We start from the raw sequence: 18872 nt of genomic DNA on the forward strand, positions 1-18872 counted from the left end.
CCCGCCGTGTTGCCAGCCCCACCAGGCCAGCAACATCAAAACCAACACCGCGGCGAGGGTCAACCCGCGTATCGCTATGCTCATGCCGCCTCCATCTGCGCCTGCAATCGCGCCACTGGCCGCTCGCGTACCGGCCAATTCAGGGCCGCGGCGAGCAGGCTCAGCAGGATCGCGACCTGCCAGATCAAATCGTAGTTGCCGGTTCGATCATAGACCACCCCACCCAGCCAGCCACCCAGGAACGAACCGAGTTGGTGGAACAGGAACACGATCCCACCGAGCATGGAGAGGTTTCGTACGCCGAACAATGTGGCGACGGTGCCGTTGGTCAGCGGCACGGTGGACAGCCACAAGAAGCCCATTGCCATGCCGAACAGGTAAGCCGTGACTTCGGTGACCGGCGCCCACAGAAACAGCACGATCACCACTGCACGCAGCAGGTACAAACCGGTCAACAACCGCGGCTTGGACATGCGCCCACCGAGCCAGCCGGCGGTGTAGGTGCCGAATATATTGAACAGGCCAATCAGCGCCAACACCGTGGTACCGACGGTGGCCGGCAAGTGCTGATCCACCAAGTAGGCCGGCAAATGCACGCCGATAAACACCACCTGGAAACCGCAGACAAAAAAGCCGAAGGCCAACAGCCAGAAACCGGAATGGGAACAGGCTTCCTTCAAGGCTTCGCGCAAGGTTTGCTGACCCGCCAGCACCGGCAATGGCCGGTCCTTGAGCATGGCCACCAGCGGCAGAATCAGCGCCACCATCAGGCCCAGTGCCAGCAGTGCCGCAGACCAACCCAACCAACTGATCAAGCCCAAAGTGCCCGGCACCATGGCAAACTGACCGAATGAACCGGCAGCACTTGCAATGCCCATGGCCATGCTGCGTTTTTCCGGCGCCACAGCCCGGCCGACCACACCGAGAATCACCGAGAATGAGGTGCCGGACAGGCCGATACCAATCAGCAAGCCGGCACTTAAAGACAACGACCACGCCGAATCGGACATGCCCATCAACACCAGGCCCGCCGCGTACAGGACGCCGCCGAAGAACACCGCTTTAGTCGCGCCAAAACGGTCGGCCAGGGCGCCGGTGAACGGTTGCGCCAGGCCCCAGATCAGGTTCTGCAAGGCGATGGCAAAGGCGAAGGTCTCACGGCCCCAGCCGAATTCGCTGCTCATCGGTGCCAGGAACAGGCCAAAATCGTGCCGTACGCCCAACGACAACGCCAGGATCAGCGCACTCCCCACAAGAATCCAACCACTGGTGCGCCACATCGAGGTCATTTCTTATTCTCCGCTCGCGGGTATATACCCGCTTGTATTCGAACAAACACGCATTCAGGCGAGTTCGTCCAGCAAGGCCAACAAGGTTTCGCGTTTTTCCGTGCCGAGTTGATCGATCAATTTCTGCTGCGCCGCCTCCCAGGCGGGTAATGCGGCGGCCAATCGCGCTTCACCGTCTTGGGTCAACATCACCAGGCGGTTGCGCAGGTCATCACCCTCAACCAATTGCACCAGACCCTCGCCCTCCAGTACTCGCAGATTACGCCCCAAGGTGCTGCGATCCAGGCCCATGGCTTCCGCCAGGCTGGAAATGCTCGGTTGATCGAGGCGCTGCAAGTTACACAGCAAAGAATACTGGGCGACGTTGATCCCGAAGCCATCAAGGGCGCCGTCGTAATGCCTGCTGACGCCACGGGCGGCGCGTCGCAGGTTGGTGCATAAACACTGGGAGGCAAGCATGGAAGGTGTATATACCCGCGATTAAGGAAATGCAAGAAAGTGTTACAGCGCCAGACCGACCAAAACCGCGACTTCCAGCAGTTCCAGCAAGGCGCCTGCGGTGTCGCCCGTGGTGCCGCCCAGGCGGTTGACCATCAGTTGGCGAAGGCCCATAAAGCAGATCGCAGCGAGCAATACAGCCATCCCCCCACTGAAGCCACCAATTAGGATGCAGGCCAAGCCACTGAGGATCAGCACCTGTTGACCGACGATCCTCGGTAAATGATCCGACAACGCCTGACCCAATCCGCCGGCACGCACATAGCGCGTGGAGAGAAACAGCGCCAGCATCGATGCGCGGCCGATCAGCGGCGCCAGGATCAGCGCTGCACCGTTATGTTGCTCGATCAAGGCCACCAACGCGGTGAACTTGAGCAACAGCACCAAGCCGAGCGTGACCACGGCAATCGGCCCGCTGCGCGGGTCCTTCATGATCGTGAGCGTGCGCTCACGATCACCGAAACCGCCCAGCCAGGCATCGGCGCTGTCCGCCAGGCCGTCCAGATGCAGGCCGCCACTGAGCAACACCCAGGCCGTCAGCAACAGCGCGGCATGCAGTAATAGCGGGGCCCCCATCAACGCCGTGTTCAGCGCCCACAGCAGCAGACCGAACAACAGCCCCACGACCGGGTAAAACAGCAGTGAGCGCCCCAATTCCTGAGGCTGCGGCATGCCTGGCAGACGAATCGGCAGACTGCTGAGAAATTGCAGGGCGATCCAGAAGGGCTGCATGCCTACACCACTTCCTTCAACACGCCATCAGCCGCGACCTGCAGGCTGAACAGCCCGCCGTGGCCGACTTCGACATTCAACAGTTGCTCCCGAGGCAAGCCACGCGCTTGCGCCAGTAGCAGGCGCATTACACCGCCATGACTGATCAACAGCACACGCTCGCCGGCATAAGCCTGATGCAAGCGTGCGACTGCGCCCAGAACACGGTCGGAAAAAGCGCTGACAGGCTCGCCGTCCGGCGGCGTAAAGCGGTAGGGGTCGGCCCAGAACAAACCCAGTCCCTCGGCGTCGATTTCCATCAAGGCCGCCGCACTCTGCCCTTCCCAGGCGCCGAAGTGCAGCTCTTGCAGATCCTTTTCCAGGGTCACTGGAAGATCGAGCTGGGCGCCCAATTCATTGGCGAACCGCGCGCACCGTTGCAGCGGCGAACTGACGAGACGGTCCCACGGCCCCTGCTCCACCACGGCCGCACGCATCTGCGTCCAGCCTTTGGCGGTGAGTTCGTCGTCCAGGCTGCCACGCAGGCCGCCGCCCAGTTCGGTTTCGCCGTGGCGCAGCAGGTCCAGGCGCAAGGTCATGCCGGACGGTCTGCCACAGCGGCTTCGGCGAACGTCGCCATCTGTCCGTGCAACGCACACGCGAGGCGCAACAACGGCACGGCCAACGCCGCGCCGCTGCCTTCACCCAGGCGCAGGCCCAGCTCGAGCAGCGGTTGCGCATCGAGGCTCTGCAGCACATGGCGGTGACCTGGCTCGGCGCCGCGATGGCCAAACACCAGCCACTCACGACACGTAGGGTTCAAGCGCGTCGCGACCAACGCTGCGACGGTGCAAATGAACCCATCCACCAGCACCACGATGCCATCCTGGGCGCAGGCCAGGTACGCGCCCACCAGTGCGGCAATCTCAAAACCACCGAGATTGAATAGCGTCTGCAACGCATCACCGCGCTGCCCTGCGTGCAACGCCAGAGCACGCTCAATCACGGCCACCTTGTGGCTCACGCCCTGGGCATTCAGCCCGGTGCCTGGCCCGGTGAGGTCACCGACCTGGCAGTCGAGCAAGGCACACGCCAGCGCACTGGCGGCGGTGGTGTTGCCGATGCCCATCTCGCCGCCGATAAACAGCTGTGCCCCACTTGCCAGCGCCCGTCGCGCACTGTCACGGCCGGCTTGCAGGGCGAGCTGGCCCTGGGCCACGGTCATCGCCGAGCCGTGGACGAAGTTGGCGGTGCCCGCGCCGATGTTCAGGTGGCGCACACCTGGCAGGTCCAGGGACGGCGTGACCGTACCGAGGTCGACCACTTCCAACTGCGCATCCAACTGGCGCGCCAAGACGCTGATGGCCGCGCCACCGGTGACAAAGTTGTGCAGCATCTGCCCGGTGACTTCCTGGGGAAACGCCGACACGCCTTCCGCGACCACGCCATGGTCACCGGCAAAAATGGTGATCCAGGGCTGATCCACCGACGGTTTGACCTGGCCCTGCAAACCGGCCAATTGCACCGCCAGCGCTTCCAACTGGCCGAGGGAACCGGCCGGCTTGGTCAATTGCTGCTGGCGCGCCAAGGCGTGTTCGTACGCTTGGGCGTCAATTGCCTTACAGGAATTGAGCCACCAGGTGTCAGTCATAACGCAGTACCTTTCAAAGTCAGGGGCAGGCCGGCAACCGTCAGGACAACACGCTGACACCGCTCGGCCAAGGCTTGATGCAGCCAACCGGCTTCATCCACATAGCGGCGAGTCAATTCGCCCAGCGGCACGACACCCAAACCGGTCTCGTTGCTGACAAAAATGATTTCTCCTGGCAGCACGGCCAGGGTTTGCAGCAGTTGATCGCGCTCGAGCGTCAGGCGATCAGGGTCTTCAAGCATCAGCAAATTGGTCAGCCACAGGGTCAGGCAGTCCACCAGCAGGCATTGCCCGGCAGCCGCGTTTTCGCGTAGCACGCGGGCCAGTTCAATCGGCTCTTCGATCAGGCCCCAATGGTCCGGGCGACGCTGGCGATGCAGGGCAACGCGCGCGTTCATCTCGCCATCCAGCGGTTGGCTGGTAGCGATGTACGTGATGGGTAAACCCGTCTCGCTGGCGAGCTTTTCGGCGAGGCGGCTTTTGCCGGAACGGGCGCCGCCGAGGATCAGTTGGAGCATGGAGCGACTCCACACAAGCTACGCAATAAATCGGTATCCAAATGGTTCTCCACCAAGTCGGCCAAACGCTCGATATCGCGCTCGCGCAACGCGTGGTAATCCACCATCTGCACATCCTGCAGACCGGCCCAGCGCAGCAACGCACTGCACGCCGCCGGGCTTTCGAACAGACCATGCAGGTAAGTGCCGAGGATTTGCCCATCGGCACTTTGCGCGCCATCGCGGCGGCCGTCCTCCAGGATTACAGCGGCGTTCGACAAGGCATCGCCAGACGTTACGCCCGCGTGGATCTCATAACCGCTGACGTCGGCATCTTCCAGTAACAGACGCCCGCGTACGTTGCGCAGCTGCTTCTCTTCTTCCAGCGTGGTGCTGAACGCCAGCAACCCAAGGCCGTCGCTTGAACCGGCAGGCCCTTCCAGGCCCAACGGGTCATGCACCTGCTCGCCGAGCATCTGCAGGCCGCCGCAAATACCAAGCACTTTGCCACCGTAGCGCAAGTGCCGGGCCACGGCGGTGTCCCAGCCGTTGGCGCGCAGAAAAGCCAGGTCGCTGCGCACGCTTTTCGAACCAGGGAGGATGATCAAGTCGGCGGCCGGGATCGGCTGGCCTGGCCCGATGAATTGCAGATCCACCTGAGGATGCAGGCGCAGTGGGTCAAAATCCGTGTGGTTGCTGATGCGCGGCAACACCGGCACCACCACGTTGAGTACCTGGGCCGCCTTGCCGATCTGGCGCCTGTCGATGCCGTCTTCGGCTTCCAGGTGCAGGTCCATCACGTAGGGCAACACGCCCACCACCGGTTTGTCGGTGCGCGCTTCCAGCCAGTCCAGGCCGGGCTGCAACAGCGCAATGTCGCCGCGAAAACGGTTGATGATGAAGCCTTTGACCCGCGCCTGCTCCGTGGGCGACAGCAGTTCCAGGGTGCCGACCAGATGGGCAAACACCCCGCCGCGATTGATATCGGCGATCAGCAAAACCGGGCAATCCACCGCTTCAGCGAAGCCCATGTTGGCGATGTCATTGGCGCGCAGGTTGATCTCCGCCGGGGAGCCCGCGCCTTCCACCATCACCACTGGGTAGGCCTGGCTCAATCGGGCATGGGAGGCCAGCACCGCCTGCATCGCGATGGCCTTGAAGTCGTGATAAGCCACCGCGTTCATGCTGGTCACTGCGCGGCCATGGATGATCACTTGGGAACCGGTGTCGCTGTTGGGTTTGAGCAGCACCGGGTTCATGTCCGTGTGCGGCGCCAGATTAGCGGCCTGGGCCTGCACGGCCTGGGCGCGGCCGATTTCGCCGCCTTCAGCAGTCACGGCGCTGTTGAGCGCCATGTTCTGCGGCTTGAACGGCGCCACCGCCACGCCCTGGCGGACCAGCCAGCGACACAGCGCCGTCACCAAGGTACTTTTGCCGGCGTCGGAGGTGGTGCCTTGCACCATCAGCGTACTCATGTCGCTTCCTTATAGGCGACCAGGGCTTCGTCCAGCCTTAGCCAGTCGGCCTCGGTGTCGGGCAGACCGAAACGCAGGCTGCTGTCGTGGACAAACAGGCGCAGCAGGATGCCGCGCTGGGCCATGAACTCATGCATATGTTCAGCGTGGGGCGTGATCAGCCATTGAAACAACGCGCAGCCGCCCTGGGGCTGAAAGCCGTGACGCTCAAGAGCGGCGAACAACCGCTGGCCGGCCTCGATACACCGAGTACGTTGCCGCGCATGCCCGGCGGTGTCACGCAAGCAGGCTTGGCCGAGCACCCGCGTCGGCCCACTGACCGCCCAAGGGCCTACCTGCTCAGCCAGCAACTTGAGCAGCTTGCGCTCGGCCAACACAAAGCCTAACCGCACACCGGCCAAGCCGAAAAATTTACCGAATGAGCGCAACACAATCAGACCGACCTGATGCGCCTGGCTCGCCAGGCTCAGTTGAGGGGTGACATCCATGAAGGCTTCGTCCACTACCAGCCAACCGCCGCGCTGGGCCAGCCGCGAGTGCCAGTCCAGCAAGCGTTGCGGGTTCAGGCTCAGCCCGGTGGGATTGTTGGGGTTGACCACCACCAGCACATCGAGGCCATCAAGAAAGAAGTCGACTTCCTGCTCCTGCACTTCGCGCACCACGTAACCGGCGCGGCGCCAGGCTTCGGCGTGCTCGGCGTAGCACGGTGACAGCACGCCGACCTTGCCGGAGCGGCGCAGGCGCGGCAGCAACTGGATCGCCGCCTGGGAACCGGGCACCGGCAATAGGTGGGCAGCGCCGTAATATTCGCTGGCGGCCTGCTCAAGACCGTCGTCAGTTTCCGGTAAGCGCGCCCAGGCCCGCAGCGGGATGTCGGGGATCGGCCACGGCCACGGCGCGAGGCCGCTGGACAGGTCGAGCCAGTCGGCTTCGGCTATCCCGTACTGAATCGCTGCCTTACGCAGCCGGCCACCGTGTTCAAGCATAAAGTTGCGCCCCCGCGCATAGGATCAGCAACCACAACCATACGCCGCGCTGCACCAGTTGCCAGCCCCGGTCGATGGAGCCGGCATCCGCCGCCGGGCCTTCACCCAGTTGCGGACGTTGGTGCACTTCACCGTGGTAGATCGCAGCGCCACCCAACTCGACGCCCAAAGCACCGGCACCGGCGGCCATGACCGGCCCCGCGTTAGGGCTGTCCCAGGTCGGGCCCTGGGTGCGCCAGCATTTGAGTGCCAAACGAGTCTTGCCGAGTACGGCGTAGGTCAAGGCCACCAAGCGTGCAGGAATATAGTTGAGCACATCGTCGATTTTTGCTGCGGCCCAGCCGAAACGTTCGAAGCGTTCGTTGCGGTAGCCCCACATGGCATCGAGGGTATTGCTCAGGCGGTATAACACCACGCCCGGAACACCGGCGACCACAAACCAGAAAATCGCGGCGAACACCGCGTCGCTGCCGTTTTCCAGCACCGATTCGGTGGCGGCGCGGGCGACTTCAGTGCGGTCCAGCTCACTGGTCTGACGGCTCACCAGGTAGCTCACGCGCTTGCGGGCTTCCTCCAGGTCATCGCTGCGCAACGCTTGGGCCACTGGGATCACATGCTCGCCGAGACTGCGCATGCCGAGGGCGCAATACAAGGCCAGGATCTCAAGAACCCAACCGATATAAGGCGCCCACGACAACGCCGTGGCCAGCAGCGTCAACGGTACTACAGCGATAAACCAAGCGGTGACGCCATGGCTGCGCCAGCCGCGGCCACCGGTGTTGAAACGTTGTTCGATACGCCCGGCGAAATTGCCGAACGCCACCAGCGGATGCCAGCGCCTGGGTTCGCCCAGCAGCGCATCCAGCGCGACGGCAGCGACACACAGCAAGGCCACACTCATTGACTCACTCCCCACACATTCTCGTACAACATGTCATTCAGCGGCCGTGGCTCGGCCCAGCCTTCTAGCTGCAACATCGGTGCCGGGTAGAACTCGGCTACCGGTCCCAGACACAGTACGGCCAAGGGTTTCGCCCCCGCAGGCAAACCCAGCAGATCGGCGAGCGCCAGGGGGTCGAACAGCGAGACCCACCCCATGCCCAGGCCTTCGACACGGGCTGCCAGCCATAGATTCTGGATAGCACAGGACAGCGAGGCCATGTCCATTTCCGGCAAGGTGCGCCGGCCGAAGATATGGCGCTCGCGATCATCCATCAACGCCGCCACCAGCACTTCGGCGCAGTCGTGGATACCCTCGACCTTGAGCTTCATGAATTCATCGGAGCGCTCACCCAGGGCTTCGGCGGTGCGTACGCGTTCTTCTTCCACCAGTTGTTGAATCTGCCCACGCAACGAGCGGTCGCTGATGCGGATAAAACGCCAAGGTTGCATCAGGCCGACGCTGGGGGCCTGGTGCGCGGCCTGGAGTAGACGGTGCAGTAGTTCGGGGGCGACAGTGCCGCCGCTGAAGTGGCGCATGTCACGGCGTTCGGCGATGGCACGGTAGACCGCGTCACGGTCAGACTGGGGGAAGGCGTTGTCGCTCATAATGCTGGATCGGGCGCGAACAACGCGGCCACCGCCTGGGGATTCGATGGGAAATAGAAGTGCACGTAGGACGCCGTCATCCGCCCCTGCCGATAAACCGCCTCGGCACCGCGTCCGCCATTGGGGCTAAGGCCACGGGCGATCGGCTGCCATTCGGTGGTGGTCAGGGAGTGGTGATAGGTATGGCCGCGCAGTGTGCCTTCGGGTAGTTCGACATTTTGCAGTGCCAAGGCCGCAAGTTTCTTTTGCATCACCGCATCACCCCGCAACAGGCCCACCAGTTCGGCGCGGGCGCCGTTGACATCGGTCAGCGAGTCGAGCAGGTAGAGCATGCCGCCGCATTCGGCGAGCAAGGGTTTGCCGGCCGCGTGATGGGCACGGATGGCGTCGAGCATCGGGGTATTTTCCGACAACGCCTGGTGGTGCAGTTCCGGATAACCGCCGGGCAGATAGAGGCTGTCGGCGTCAGGCAATTGGCGATCATGGATCGGCGAGAAAAACTTCAGCTCGGCACCCATCGCCCGCAACAGGTCGAGGCTGGCGCCATAGGTGAACGCGAAGGCTTCATCGCGGGCCACGGCGATGCGCACGCCGTTGAGCAAGGGCTGGGCCTCGACCACTTGCGGCGCGGCAAAGGTCACCGGCGGCGGCAAGGCCACTTCACAACTGCTGCCCAACGCTTGGGCGGCGGCGTCCAGGCGCACATCAAGGTCATTCAGTTCGCTGGCCTGTACCAGGCCCAGGTGACGGCTGGGCAATTCGATACCGGTCTCGCGGGATAATGCGCCGTACCAACGCAAGCCTTCGGTGAGGCTGCCTTCCAGCAATTGCGCATGGCGCAGAGTGCCGACGCGGTTGGCCAGTACGCCGGCGAACGGCAAATCCGGTTGATAACGCGCCAAACCCAGGGCCAATGCGCCAAAGGTCTGGGCCATGGCCGTGCCGTCGATCACGCCCAGCACCGGCACGCCGAAGTGTCGCGCCAGGTCGGCGCTGGACGGCGTACCGTCGAACAGGCCCATCACGCCTTCGATGAGGATCAGGTCAGCCTCCCCCGCCGCTTCCCACAGCAAGCGACGGCTTTCCTGCTCGCCCACCATCCACATGTCCAATTGATATACCGGCGCACCGCTGGCGCGCTCGTGGATCATCGGGTCGAGAAAGTCCGGGCCGCATTTGAATACGCGCACCTTGCGTCCCAGGTTGCGGTGCAAACGGGCGAGCGCGGCGGTGACCGTGGTTTTGCCCTGGCCGGACGCCGGTGCGGCGATCAAGACGGCCGGGCAATGACGGGGCTGATTCAAAGTTCGACGCCCTTCTGTGCCTTGATACCGGCCTGGAACGCGTGCTTGAGCATGCCCATTTCGGTGACGGTGTCGCCCATTTCAATCAACTCGGGTTTGGCGCCACGACCGGTGACCACCACGTGTTGCATCGGCGGGCGGGCTTGCAGGTCGCTGAGGACCTGGTCCAAGTCGAGGTAGCCGTGCTTGAGGGCGATGTTCAGTTCGTCCAGCACCACCAGGCCGATGGCCGGGTCCTGCAGCAGTTCGCGGGACACCGCCCAAGCGGCTTCGGCGGCGGCGATGTCGCGCTGGCGGTCCTGGGTTTCCCAGGTAAAGCCTTCGCCCATCACATGGAAACGCACTTGTTCGGGGAAGCGGCGGAAGAACAACTCTTCGCCGGTGCTGTTGCGCCCCTTGATGAATTGCACTACGCCGCACTGCATACCGTGGCCCATGGCCCGGGCCAGCATGCCGAACGCGGAACTGCTCTTGCCCTTGCCGTTACCGGTCAGCACCAGCAGCAAGCCGCATTCGTTAGGGGAATTAGCGATGCGTTCGTCGATCACGGCTTTTTTGCGCAACATGCGCGCCAAGTGGCGTTCGTCGCGGTCGGGGGAATCGGTCATGGCAGCTCTCCGTTGGGGCTGGACAAAAACGGCGGGCAGGAAAAAAGAAAACACAGACAGCCAAGCATCGCCCACCGTGATGCTGTTGGATGTTGCAGGCCGGTCTCCGGGCTCATGAGTGACGTGCTGGCTGAAGGCAGGCCAACGCTGCGCCTTCCCATATCGCAGGCGATACAGTGGCAAAAGGCAGCGTCTTGACTCATTTACCGTTGCGGGGGCAGCGCCGGAATCGCGGCGGCACTGTGTAGAAGTGCGCTCACTCACCGGCTTCCCTGTTTCACTCTGTCGACCCGTGGGTCACAGAGCACCTGGAACAAGCGGCGAAGGGTAGTGGGTTGAGGGGCGAGCTGCAAGCCTCAAGCAGATAGCCGCAAGCAGGCATCACTCCCCTTGCGGCTTGAAACTTGAAACTTGCCGCTGCTTCTTACGGATTTCGTGCCAGGTTGCCCGGCAACACGCGCTTGGCGCTCAGGTAAGCATTCTGCCAATACGCTTTGGACAGCGTATCCAACTTCACCGTACCGCCGGTTTGTGGCGCGTGCACAAAACGCCCTTCACCTACGTAGATCCCCGCGTGGCTGACCTGGGAACCGCCACCGGTGGCGAAGAACAGCAGGTCGCCGGTCTGCAGGTTCTGCTCGCTGACATCCTGCGCGCGCATTACGATCAGCTCGCGGGTGGTACGCGGTAGGGAAATCCCGGCGGCATCGCGGAAGACAAACCCGATCAGGCCGCTGCAATCAAACCCGGAGTCTGGCGTGTTGCCGCCCCATCGGTAAGGCGTGCCGACCAGGCCCAACGCGCGAAAGAGCACGTCTTCGGCCGCTGGCGAAAAATTCTGGGTAGAGTAGGTGAACACCGGCTTGGGCTTCACCGCGACAGGCGCGGGCGGCGGTGGTCGACTTGCGCAGGCGCTGAGCAGCGCGGCGCAAAGAATGAGGATCAGGCGGGCCGAGGTCGACATGGGCAGAACAATCCTGGTCTGGATGCGGCTTTCGCTGCCGAACGCTGAAAACCAGAACGCGCAAGCAAAGCTCGCGCGAACGGATTACAACAATGTCCAGGGATTCTAGCGCTTACACGTCAAACTTCAAGTATCACTTTAAGTTTACTTGCTCGCGGTAACCGTCGTCGGGGCCATGGCGAGTGCGCGCTTGGCTTCAATGAAGGTTTTGCTCCAGTAGCTGTCGCCCAGGTTGTCGACCCGAACACCGCCACTGCGACGGCTGCTGGAGTGGATAAACTGGTTATCGCCCAGGTAGATACCGGCATGGCTCACACGACCACGACCCGCCGTACTGAAGAAAAGCAGATCACCGGGCTTGAGGTTGTTGCGCGCGACCAACGGTGCATTCACGTTGATCATTTCGCGGGTGGAGCGTGGCAGGTTCATGCCAGCCTCTTCACGAAACAGGTAGCCGATGAAACCGCTGCAGTCGAAACCGGCTTCAGAGGTGCCGCCGAAACGGTAACGGGTACCGATCAGGGACATGCCACGTTCAAGGATGCTGTCGGCCAGAACGGGAAGCTGGTAAGGCTTGTTACCGGAGAAGTTGGTCAGTTCTTTTTCAGTTGCCAGCTCTTCTTCATAAACAGAAGCAGACTGTGCGGCAACGAACTTTGCCTGATTTTGAACCTGTGGTTTTTGCTGTTCTGCCACCTGCTGAGGGTGGGAGGCGCAACCAAACAACAGGGTAACGAGTGCGAGGGGCACGAGGGGTGCGAAGCGATTTAGCATGGGCACGACCGTGGCTGATATGTAAAGAAGACGAGACTATGCCCTCTATCACATCGATTTGCAAATTCAATCGTGATCTTTGTGACTTCTTGTTTGGACTATGACATCTAAGCCCTTAACACCCCGTACCTGCCTTTTGCGTGGCCACATCGGCTCAAACGCAGGTTTTCTGGCGCCCGGGAATTTCCAGAAGCCGCGAAAACAGTGGGTTGGCTACCAGCCGAGGGTTTCTTTCAGGAAGGGAATAGTCAGCTTGCGCTGGGCCTGCAAAGAGGCCTGATCAAGCTGTTCGAGCAAATCGAACAACGCGCTCATGCTGCGGGTGCCACGAGTGAGAATGAAATGCCCCACTTCGTCGGTGAGGTGCAGGCCACGACGGGATGCGCGCAGTTGCAGGGCTCGCAATTTGTCTTCGTCGGAGAGCGGGCGCATCTGGAAAATCAACGCCAAGGTCATCCGCGACTTGAGGTCGGCCAGCTTGATCGGCAATTCCCGCGGCGAGGTAGACGCAGCGATCAGCAGGCGCCGGCCACTGTCACGCAAGCGGTTGAACAGGTGAAACAACGCCTCTTCCCACTCCGCCTTGCCGGCGATCGCTTGCAGATCGTCCAGGCACACCAGCTCGTACTGCTCAAGATGGTCGAAGATGCTGATACCACGGTCCATCAACTCAGCCAGGGGCAGGTAAACCGCCGGCTCACCCATCTGCTCGAAACGCAGACACGCGGCCTGCAACAGGTGGGTACGCCCTACGCCGTGCTTGCCCCACAGATAGATCAGGCTTTCGGTCCACCCGGCGTCGGCTTCGCAGAGTCGCTCGACATAGCCGAGTGCAGCGGCATTGGCGCCTGGGTAGTAGTTGATAAAGGTGGCGTCGTCACGCAGACGCACACCCAAGGGCAGCTGAATCGGTTTCATGCTGACTGAACGGCTCCAAACGAACCGCTAGTGGCCTCTGTGTAAAGTTTGCAAAGTTTATACCCGTGACGCCGGGCGCACAATGCAACTGACCCCAAGCAAAATCAAAGGTTTGCGTTAACTTGTTGGATTTACGCAGATTGGTTGACGCCCCTGCTCCAGAAACAACAAACCCGGCCTGGGCCGGGTTTGTTGCAGAGCGATTACAGATCGGGGTCTTCAACCCCCGTGTACACATCCGAATCCTTATACAAATCGTGCACATGGCGCACCAGCACCATGATCACCGCCGCCACCGGCAGTGCCAACAGGATACCGGTAAATCCGAACAGCTCACCGCCCGCCAAAATCGCAAAGATCACGGCCACTGGGTGCAGGCCAATCCGGTCTCCTACCAGCAACGGCGTCAGCACCATGCCTTCCAGGGCTTGGCCAACCATAAACACCGCCACGATCCCCAGCATCGGGTACAGGTCGCCGCCAAACTGAAACAACCCCGCCACCAAGGCCGCGCCGATACCAATCACAAAACCCATGTAAGGCACGATTGCGGCGAGGCCGGCGATCAGACCGATCAACAGACCCAGCTCCAGGCCGATTGCCATCAAGCCGGCCGCATAGATGACCCCCAGGGCCAACATCACCAGCAATTGCCCGCGCACGAAGGCACCAAGTACCTCATGACACTCCTCGGCCAGCGACACGATGCGCTCTTCGCGATTGCGTGGCAGCAGGCTGCGGATCTTGGCCATCATGATGTCCCAGTCGCGCAGCAGGTAGAACGCCACCACTGGAATCAGCACCAGGTTGGTCAACCAACCGATCAGCGCCAGGCTGGAGGCGGTCGCCTGGCTGAGGATAACCCCGACGATATCGGTGGTCTGGCCCATGTGATCGCTGATCGCGGCCTTGACCTTGTCGAACTTCCAGAAACCATCCGCCAGCCCCAACTTGGCCTGGGCCCATGGCATGGCCGTATGCTGCAGCCAATCGAGCATCTGCGGCGCCAGCTCATACAAACGGAACAGTTGCTTGGCCAGCATCGGCACCAGCACCAGCACCAACGCCGTGATGATCAGGGTAAACAGGGCGAACACCGCCACCACGCCCCAGGTCCGCGACAGTCCGGCCTTCTCCAGGCGATCCACCACCGGATCGAACAGGTAGGCCAGCAGCAACGCAACCAGGAACGGCGTCAGGATCGAATGCAGCAGGAACACAAAAACGCACAGCAGGACAATCCCGCCAAGCCACACCCAACGACGCGTATCCGCCATAAACCACTCCATCTATATAAAGAAGAAAACTTCTACCAACGAAAACGCAATTGCGCCTGGGGCTCAGGCGCAACCGCCGGCTGAGTGCCGTCTGCCATGGGTTGCTGGACCGGCGCCTCACCCGCAGGAATCTCCTGCAACTTGGCCAGGCTCAATTGAGTACGCAACTGATCGGCACTGCCGTTGACGCGGTATACGATGCGATTGCCATCCACTAACTGTGGCTGACCGCCAAAAGGCTCCAACAGATGACCCAGTGCGGCATAACGCTCCAGGGTCATGCCCTGCACTTCCAGCAATTGTTCGGTACTCACGCCAGGCTTGACCGCGAAGCGCGGCGCCAGCTTCTGGCTGACCGCCAGCATCACCGCATCGGCCACGGCACCCGTGTCGGCACCTTGCGCAGTGCCCTGCTCGCTCTTGTCGCCCAGCCACAGGCGCCATTTGGCCTGCCATTGGCTGCCTTCCTGGCGCGCATGCACGGCCAGCAAGGCGTCGGCGCCGTAACGCTCGGAGGCGGCACGCAGCGGTGTGGCGTCAGCACTTTCCAGGTTCGGCGCGGTGGCGACCACCTGTTCATCCAAATCGCCCAACGGCAGACGCAACGGTAAGCCACGGTGTTGCGCGGCACGGCGCAGCACTTGGGCGACGGTCTGACCATCACCCACGAGGTTGCTGCCTTCGGTGGAATCGTTCAGCCACCAGCCAAGAATCGACGGCCGATTGCTGCCCCAGATCGACAGGCCCGCCTCACGCAGAACACGATCGGTGCTTACCGGGTCGAAATCCACTTGCAGGCTTTCCGGCGGGCCGGCGTCGTAGCCGTACTGGCTGATAATTTGTTGCGGATCTTTGCGAACGGCCGCCAGGCCTGGGCCGTCGGCGGCCTTGGCGTCGCCGGTCAGACGGATCACCATCGTCTGCACGGCACGCTGGGTCGCCTGGTCGCGCTCTTGTGGCGACTGGCTGCTGACGGGTTCGAGTACTTGATAAAGGCCATTGAGGGTTTCGGCATGACTCGCCAGGCTGACCAACGACAAGCAGCCTAAAAAGAAGAATTGACACAAACGCATGGAAGATTCCCGAACGACAAATTTGGCGGCTGGAACAGACCGCGTGAACTCGGCTTGGCAAGGCTGTGACCACAGCGACCGACAAAACATTCACAGGGTCCTGGCAGTTTTTGGACTGTCATAACGACAGCGGGTTAAAGGCTATACCTTAATACGTGCCAAGGCAGGGCCCATTAGCATTTTTTTAACCGGCTTTTTTACCTATATGGCCCTGCCCGTCGGCCCGAGGATGGCCGCTGCCCCTCAAGCCTGATAAAATCGCGCGCCTTCGCAGACCGTCAACGGCTGGGCCTTTTATCAAAAGCGCCTGCCCGCTCGGTCGTTACCCCTGAATCCCCCTAAAGGCCTGGATCATGAGCAAGCAACCCTCCCTGAGCTACAAGGACGCCGGTGTAGACATCGACGCCGGTGAAGCATTGGTCGAACGCATCAAGAGCGTCGCCAAGCGCACTGCGCGCCCCGAAGTCATGGGCGGCCTGGGCGGTTTTGGCGCCCTCTGCGAAATCCCGGCCGGCTACAAGCAACCTGTACTGGTTTCCGGCACCGACGGCGTGGGCACCAAGCTGCGCCTGGCACTGAACCTGAACAAGCACGACACCATCGGCATCGACCTGGTTGCGATGTGCGTCAACGACCTGGTGGTATGCGGCGCCGAGCCGTTGTTCTTCCTGGACTACTACGCCACCGGCAAGCTGAACGTGGACACCGCTGCACAAGTGGTCACCGGTATCGGCGCTGGCTGCGAACTGTCGGGTTGCTCCCTGGTTGGCGGCGAAACCGCTGAAATGCCAGGCATGTACGAAGGCGAAGACTATGACCTGGCCGGCTTCTGCGTCGGCGTCGTGGAAAAAGCCGACATCATCGACGGTTCCAAAGTGGCTGCCGGTGACGCCCTGCTGGCACTGCCATCTTCCGGTCCACACTCCAACGGTTACTCGCTGATCCGCAAGATCATCGAAGTGTCCGGTGCCGAGATCGAGAACACCCAACTCGACGGCAAGCCGCTGACCGACCTGCTGATGGCCCCGACCCGCATCTACGTCAAACCTCTGCTCAAGCTGATCAAGGACACTGGCGCAGTCAAAGCCATGGCCCACATCACCGGCGGCGGCCTGCTGGACAACATCCCGCGCGTGCTGCCAAAAGGCGCCCAGGCAATCGTTGACGTGGCCAGCTGGCAGCGTCCCGCGGTATTCGACTGGCTGCAAGAGAAAGGCAACGTTGATGAAACCGAAATGCACCGCGTGCTGAACTGCGGCGTCGGCATGGTCATCTGCGTGGCGCAAGAGCACGTAGAAACAGCGCTGAACGTGCTGCGTGAAGCCGGCGAGCAGCCTTGGGTCATCGGCCAGATCGCCACCGCTGCCGAAGGCGCGGCTCAAGTCGAGCTGAAAAATCTCAAGGCTCACTGATGCTTGAGACCTGTGATGTCGTGGTGCTGCTTTCCGGCACCGGCAGTAACTTGCAGGCCCTGATCGACAGCACGCGCGCGGGCGACAGCCCGGTGCGCATCGCTGCGGTGATCTCCAACCGCAGCGACGCCTACGGCCTGCAACGCGCCAGGGACGCGGGTATTGCCACCCGCTCGCTGGATCACAAGGCGTTCGAAGGCCGCGAAGCCTTCGACAGCGCCTTGATCGAACTGATCGACGCCTTCAACCCCAAACTCGTGATACTAGCCGGCTTCATGCGCATCCTCAGCGCTGATTTCGTGCGGCATTACGAAGGACGCCTGCTCAATATCCACCCTTCCCTGCTGCCCAAGTACAAAGGTATGCACACGCACCAGCGTGCGCTCGATGCCGGCGACAGCGAGCACGGCTGCAGCGTGCACTTTGTCACCGAGGAACTCGATGGCGGGCCTCTGGTCGTACAGGCAGTGGTTCCGGTAGAGTCTGACGACTCGGCGCAGACGCTTGCGCAACGGGTTCACACCCAGGAACACAGGATTTACCCGCTGGCCGTGCGCTGGTTTGCCGAGGGGCGGTTGATTCTTGGTGACCAGGGTGCATTATTGGACGGTCAGTTACTCGCGGCCAGCGGCCACTTGATTCGAACCTAGGAGATTTTATGCGTCGCGCCCTGCTCTTCGCTTTTGCGCTGTTCGCCTTGCCTGCCGTGCAAGCAGCAGACCTTCACCCTTTCTCCGTAAGCTACACCGCCGACTGGAAACAGTTGCCCATGAGTGGTTCGGCTGAACGCAGCCTGGCCAAGAATGCCGATGGCACCTGGACCTTGAATTTCAAGGCTTCCATGATGATCGCCAGCCTGACCGAAACCAGTGTGATCCTGTTCGACAAAGACACCCTGCAACCCAAGAGCTACACCTTCGAACGCGGTGGTCTGGGCAAGGCGAAGAAGATCAATCTGGACTTCGACCAGACCGCCAAGAAAGTCACCGGCTTTGAAAACAAGGACGCGGTCAACGTGGCCCTGCAAAGTGGCATGCTCGACAAGTCGACCTATCAGTTGGCCCTGCAGCGCGACGTGGCTGCCGGCAAGAAGAGCATGAGCTACAACGTGGTCGAAGGCACGGACGTCGACACCTATGACTTCCGCGTGATCGGCCCGGAAAAGGTCCAGACCAAGGTGGGCTCCATCGACGCGATCAAGGTTGAGCGCGTGCGTGACCCGACTCAGAGCAAGCGCATCACCCAGATGTGGTTTGCCAAGGATCAGGGCGGCATTCTGGTTGCCCTGCGTCAGGTTGAGACCGACGGCAAGGAATACAACATCATGCTGCAGGACGGTACTGTTGACGGTAAGGCTGTCAAAGGTAGCTGATAGGTAACTGGAACAAGAGCCTCGCGAATGCGGGGCTTTTTTTCGCCTGTCGATTGAGCTGCTCCTGACGCGAACATGAAACTTTTGTCATAAAACTCATGCCCCTGCGGCGCAATGTCGCGGGTTACGCGGCCTGCAGCACTGTTGCATTTACCGCAATGAATTGTTGCGCGAAAAGTCGGTTTACTTAGCAAGCTAACAAAACATATAACAAAGGCCTGCGACGACTTGCCGCAGATCCACCAGAGATTGGAGCAAGCAGATGACTGTAAAAGTAACTGAACGCGACGACGAACATATGTCCCACGAAGCACTGGGCCATGGGATTCACATCTGGGATGTACACCAACAAGACCTGTTGGTCGGCATGTTTCATAACGAGAGCGACGCTCATAATTATAAAAACGAGCTCGAAGCCCTTGAGATGAGACGCCAGACGCAAGGCTCCTGAGACTCTGAAATTCTGCAGGCATCCAGCCCCACACAGCAGCTGGATAGCCTGCAAACAAACCCCG

21 protein-coding genes and 1 riboswitch are annotated in these 18872 nt (G+C 61.5%); of the genes, 4 read left to right on the forward strand and 17 right to left on the reverse strand.

The genetic code is table 11. The features are described from left to right. Positions 1–80: 80 nt before the first annotated feature. From LVW35_RS20660 to LVW35_RS20740, 17 genes are all read right to left on the reverse strand, one after another. On the reverse strand, positions 81–1280 hold the full coding sequence (locus tag LVW35_RS20660) for an MFS transporter (RefSeq protein ID WP_233896527.1): 1200 nt from the start codon (positions 1278–1280) through the stop codon (positions 81–83). A 63-nt stretch (positions 1281–1343) separates the two neighbouring features. Continuing rightward, entirely contained in the window at positions 1344–1748 is a 405-nt protein-coding gene (locus LVW35_RS20665) for a MarR family winged helix-turn-helix transcriptional regulator (RefSeq protein ID WP_233891810.1), read from the reverse strand. Positions 1749–1790: 42 nt separating this feature from the next. Beyond that, positions 1791–2519: an adenosylcobinamide-GDP ribazoletransferase gene (locus LVW35_RS20670; RefSeq protein WP_233891811.1), complete on the reverse strand. Its 729-nt coding sequence runs from the start codon at positions 2517–2519 to the stop codon at positions 1791–1793. A 2-nt stretch (positions 2520–2521) separates the two neighbouring features. Beyond that, on the reverse strand, positions 2522–3097 hold the full coding sequence (gene cobC / locus LVW35_RS20675; protein ID WP_233891812.1) for an alpha-ribazole phosphatase family protein: 576 nt from the start codon (positions 3095–3097) through the stop codon (positions 2522–2524). After that, on the reverse strand, positions 3094–4149 hold the full coding sequence (gene cobT, locus LVW35_RS20680; protein ID WP_233891813.1) for a nicotinate-nucleotide--dimethylbenzimidazole phosphoribosyltransferase: 1056 nt from the start codon (positions 4147–4149) through the stop codon (positions 3094–3096). Before cobT ends, cobC begins: the two co-directional genes overlap by 4 nt. Next, complete coding sequence (gene cobU / locus LVW35_RS20685; protein WP_233891814.1) at positions 4146–4667, reverse strand: bifunctional adenosylcobinamide kinase/adenosylcobinamide-phosphate guanylyltransferase; 522 nt, start codon at positions 4665–4667, stop codon at positions 4146–4148. The genes cobT and cobU overlap by 4 nt, the downstream gene beginning before the upstream one ends. Then, positions 4655–6121, reverse strand: a complete 1467-nt coding sequence (locus LVW35_RS20690; protein ID WP_233891815.1) for a cobyric acid synthase — start codon at positions 6119–6121, stop codon at positions 4655–4657. The genes cobU and LVW35_RS20690 overlap by 13 nt, the downstream gene beginning before the upstream one ends. Then, positions 6118–7107, reverse strand: a complete 990-nt coding sequence (gene cobD / locus LVW35_RS20695) for a threonine-phosphate decarboxylase CobD (RefSeq protein WP_233891816.1) — start codon at positions 7105–7107, stop codon at positions 6118–6120. Before cobD ends, LVW35_RS20690 begins: the two co-directional genes overlap by 4 nt. Next, positions 7100–8008, reverse strand: coding sequence for an adenosylcobinamide-phosphate synthase CbiB (gene cbiB, locus LVW35_RS20700; RefSeq protein WP_233891817.1), 909 nt, complete (start codon positions 8006–8008; stop codon positions 7100–7102). The genes cobD and cbiB overlap by 8 nt, the downstream gene beginning before the upstream one ends. After that, entirely contained in the window at positions 8005–8655 is a 651-nt protein-coding gene (bluB, locus tag LVW35_RS20705; RefSeq protein ID WP_233891818.1) for a 5,6-dimethylbenzimidazole synthase, read from the reverse strand. Before bluB ends, cbiB begins: the two co-directional genes overlap by 4 nt. Beyond that, positions 8652–9959 (reverse strand): cobyrinate a,c-diamide synthase, encoded by a 1308-nt coding sequence (locus tag LVW35_RS20710; protein WP_233891819.1) that lies wholly within the window; start codon positions 9957–9959, stop codon positions 8652–8654. Before LVW35_RS20710 ends, bluB begins: the two co-directional genes overlap by 4 nt. After that, positions 9956–10567, reverse strand: a complete 612-nt coding sequence (gene cobO, locus LVW35_RS20715) for a cob(I)yrinic acid a,c-diamide adenosyltransferase (RefSeq protein ID WP_025855821.1) — start codon at positions 10565–10567, stop codon at positions 9956–9958. The genes LVW35_RS20710 and cobO overlap by 4 nt, the downstream gene beginning before the upstream one ends. Positions 10568–10647: 80 nt before the next feature. Beyond that, positions 10648–10894, reverse strand: a riboswitch (cobalamin riboswitch). A gap of 97 nt (positions 10895–10991) precedes the next feature. After that, on the reverse strand, positions 10992–11531 hold the full coding sequence (locus tag LVW35_RS20720; RefSeq protein ID WP_233891820.1) for a C40 family peptidase: 540 nt from the start codon (positions 11529–11531) through the stop codon (positions 10992–10994). Between the two features lie 144 nt (positions 11532–11675). Further along, positions 11676–12305 (reverse strand): C40 family peptidase, encoded by a 630-nt coding sequence (locus LVW35_RS20725; protein WP_233891821.1) that lies wholly within the window; start codon positions 12303–12305, stop codon positions 11676–11678. A 213-nt stretch (positions 12306–12518) separates the two neighbouring features. Then, complete coding sequence (gene hda / locus LVW35_RS20730; RefSeq protein ID WP_233891822.1) at positions 12519–13223, reverse strand: DnaA regulatory inactivator Hda; 705 nt, start codon at positions 13221–13223, stop codon at positions 12519–12521. 203 nt (positions 13224–13426) lie between these two features. Then, the gene (locus tag LVW35_RS20735; protein ID WP_233891823.1) at positions 13427–14500 is read right to left on the reverse strand and encodes an AI-2E family transporter; all 1074 of its coding nucleotides are present in this window, start codon (positions 14498–14500) and stop codon (positions 13427–13429) included. A 32-nt stretch (positions 14501–14532) separates the two neighbouring features. Next, positions 14533–15573 (reverse strand): DUF2066 domain-containing protein, encoded by a 1041-nt coding sequence (locus LVW35_RS20740; protein WP_233891824.1) that lies wholly within the window; start codon positions 15571–15573, stop codon positions 14533–14535. Positions 15574–15926: 353 nt separating this feature from the next. Between LVW35_RS20740 and purM the strand changes: the two genes are divergently transcribed. The 4 genes from purM to LVW35_RS20760 all read left to right on the forward strand — a co-directional run bounded on the left by purM (position 15927) and on the right by LVW35_RS20760 (position 18808). Then, the gene (gene purM / locus LVW35_RS20745; protein WP_233891825.1) at positions 15927–16985 is read left to right on the forward strand and encodes a phosphoribosylformylglycinamidine cyclo-ligase; all 1059 of its coding nucleotides are present in this window, start codon (positions 15927–15929) and stop codon (positions 16983–16985) included. Then, on the forward strand, positions 16985–17635 hold the full coding sequence (gene purN, locus LVW35_RS20750) for a phosphoribosylglycinamide formyltransferase (RefSeq protein WP_233891826.1): 651 nt from the start codon (positions 16985–16987) through the stop codon (positions 17633–17635). Before purM ends, purN begins: the two co-directional genes overlap by 1 nt. Before the next feature lie 8 nt (positions 17636–17643). Next, a complete protein-coding gene (locus LVW35_RS20755; protein WP_233891827.1) occupies positions 17644–18357 on the forward strand; it encodes a DUF3108 domain-containing protein in 714 nt (237 codons plus the stop codon). A gap of 262 nt (positions 18358–18619) precedes the next feature. After that, on the forward strand, positions 18620–18808 hold the full coding sequence (locus tag LVW35_RS20760) for a hypothetical protein (protein ID WP_122717887.1): 189 nt from the start codon (positions 18620–18622) through the stop codon (positions 18806–18808). The last annotated feature ends 64 nt before the right edge of the window (positions 18809–18872 follow it).

Source organism: Pseudomonas sp. HN11 (assembly GCF_021390155.1).
Classification (GTDB): Bacteria; Pseudomonadota; Gammaproteobacteria; order Pseudomonadales; family Pseudomonadaceae; genus Aquipseudomonas.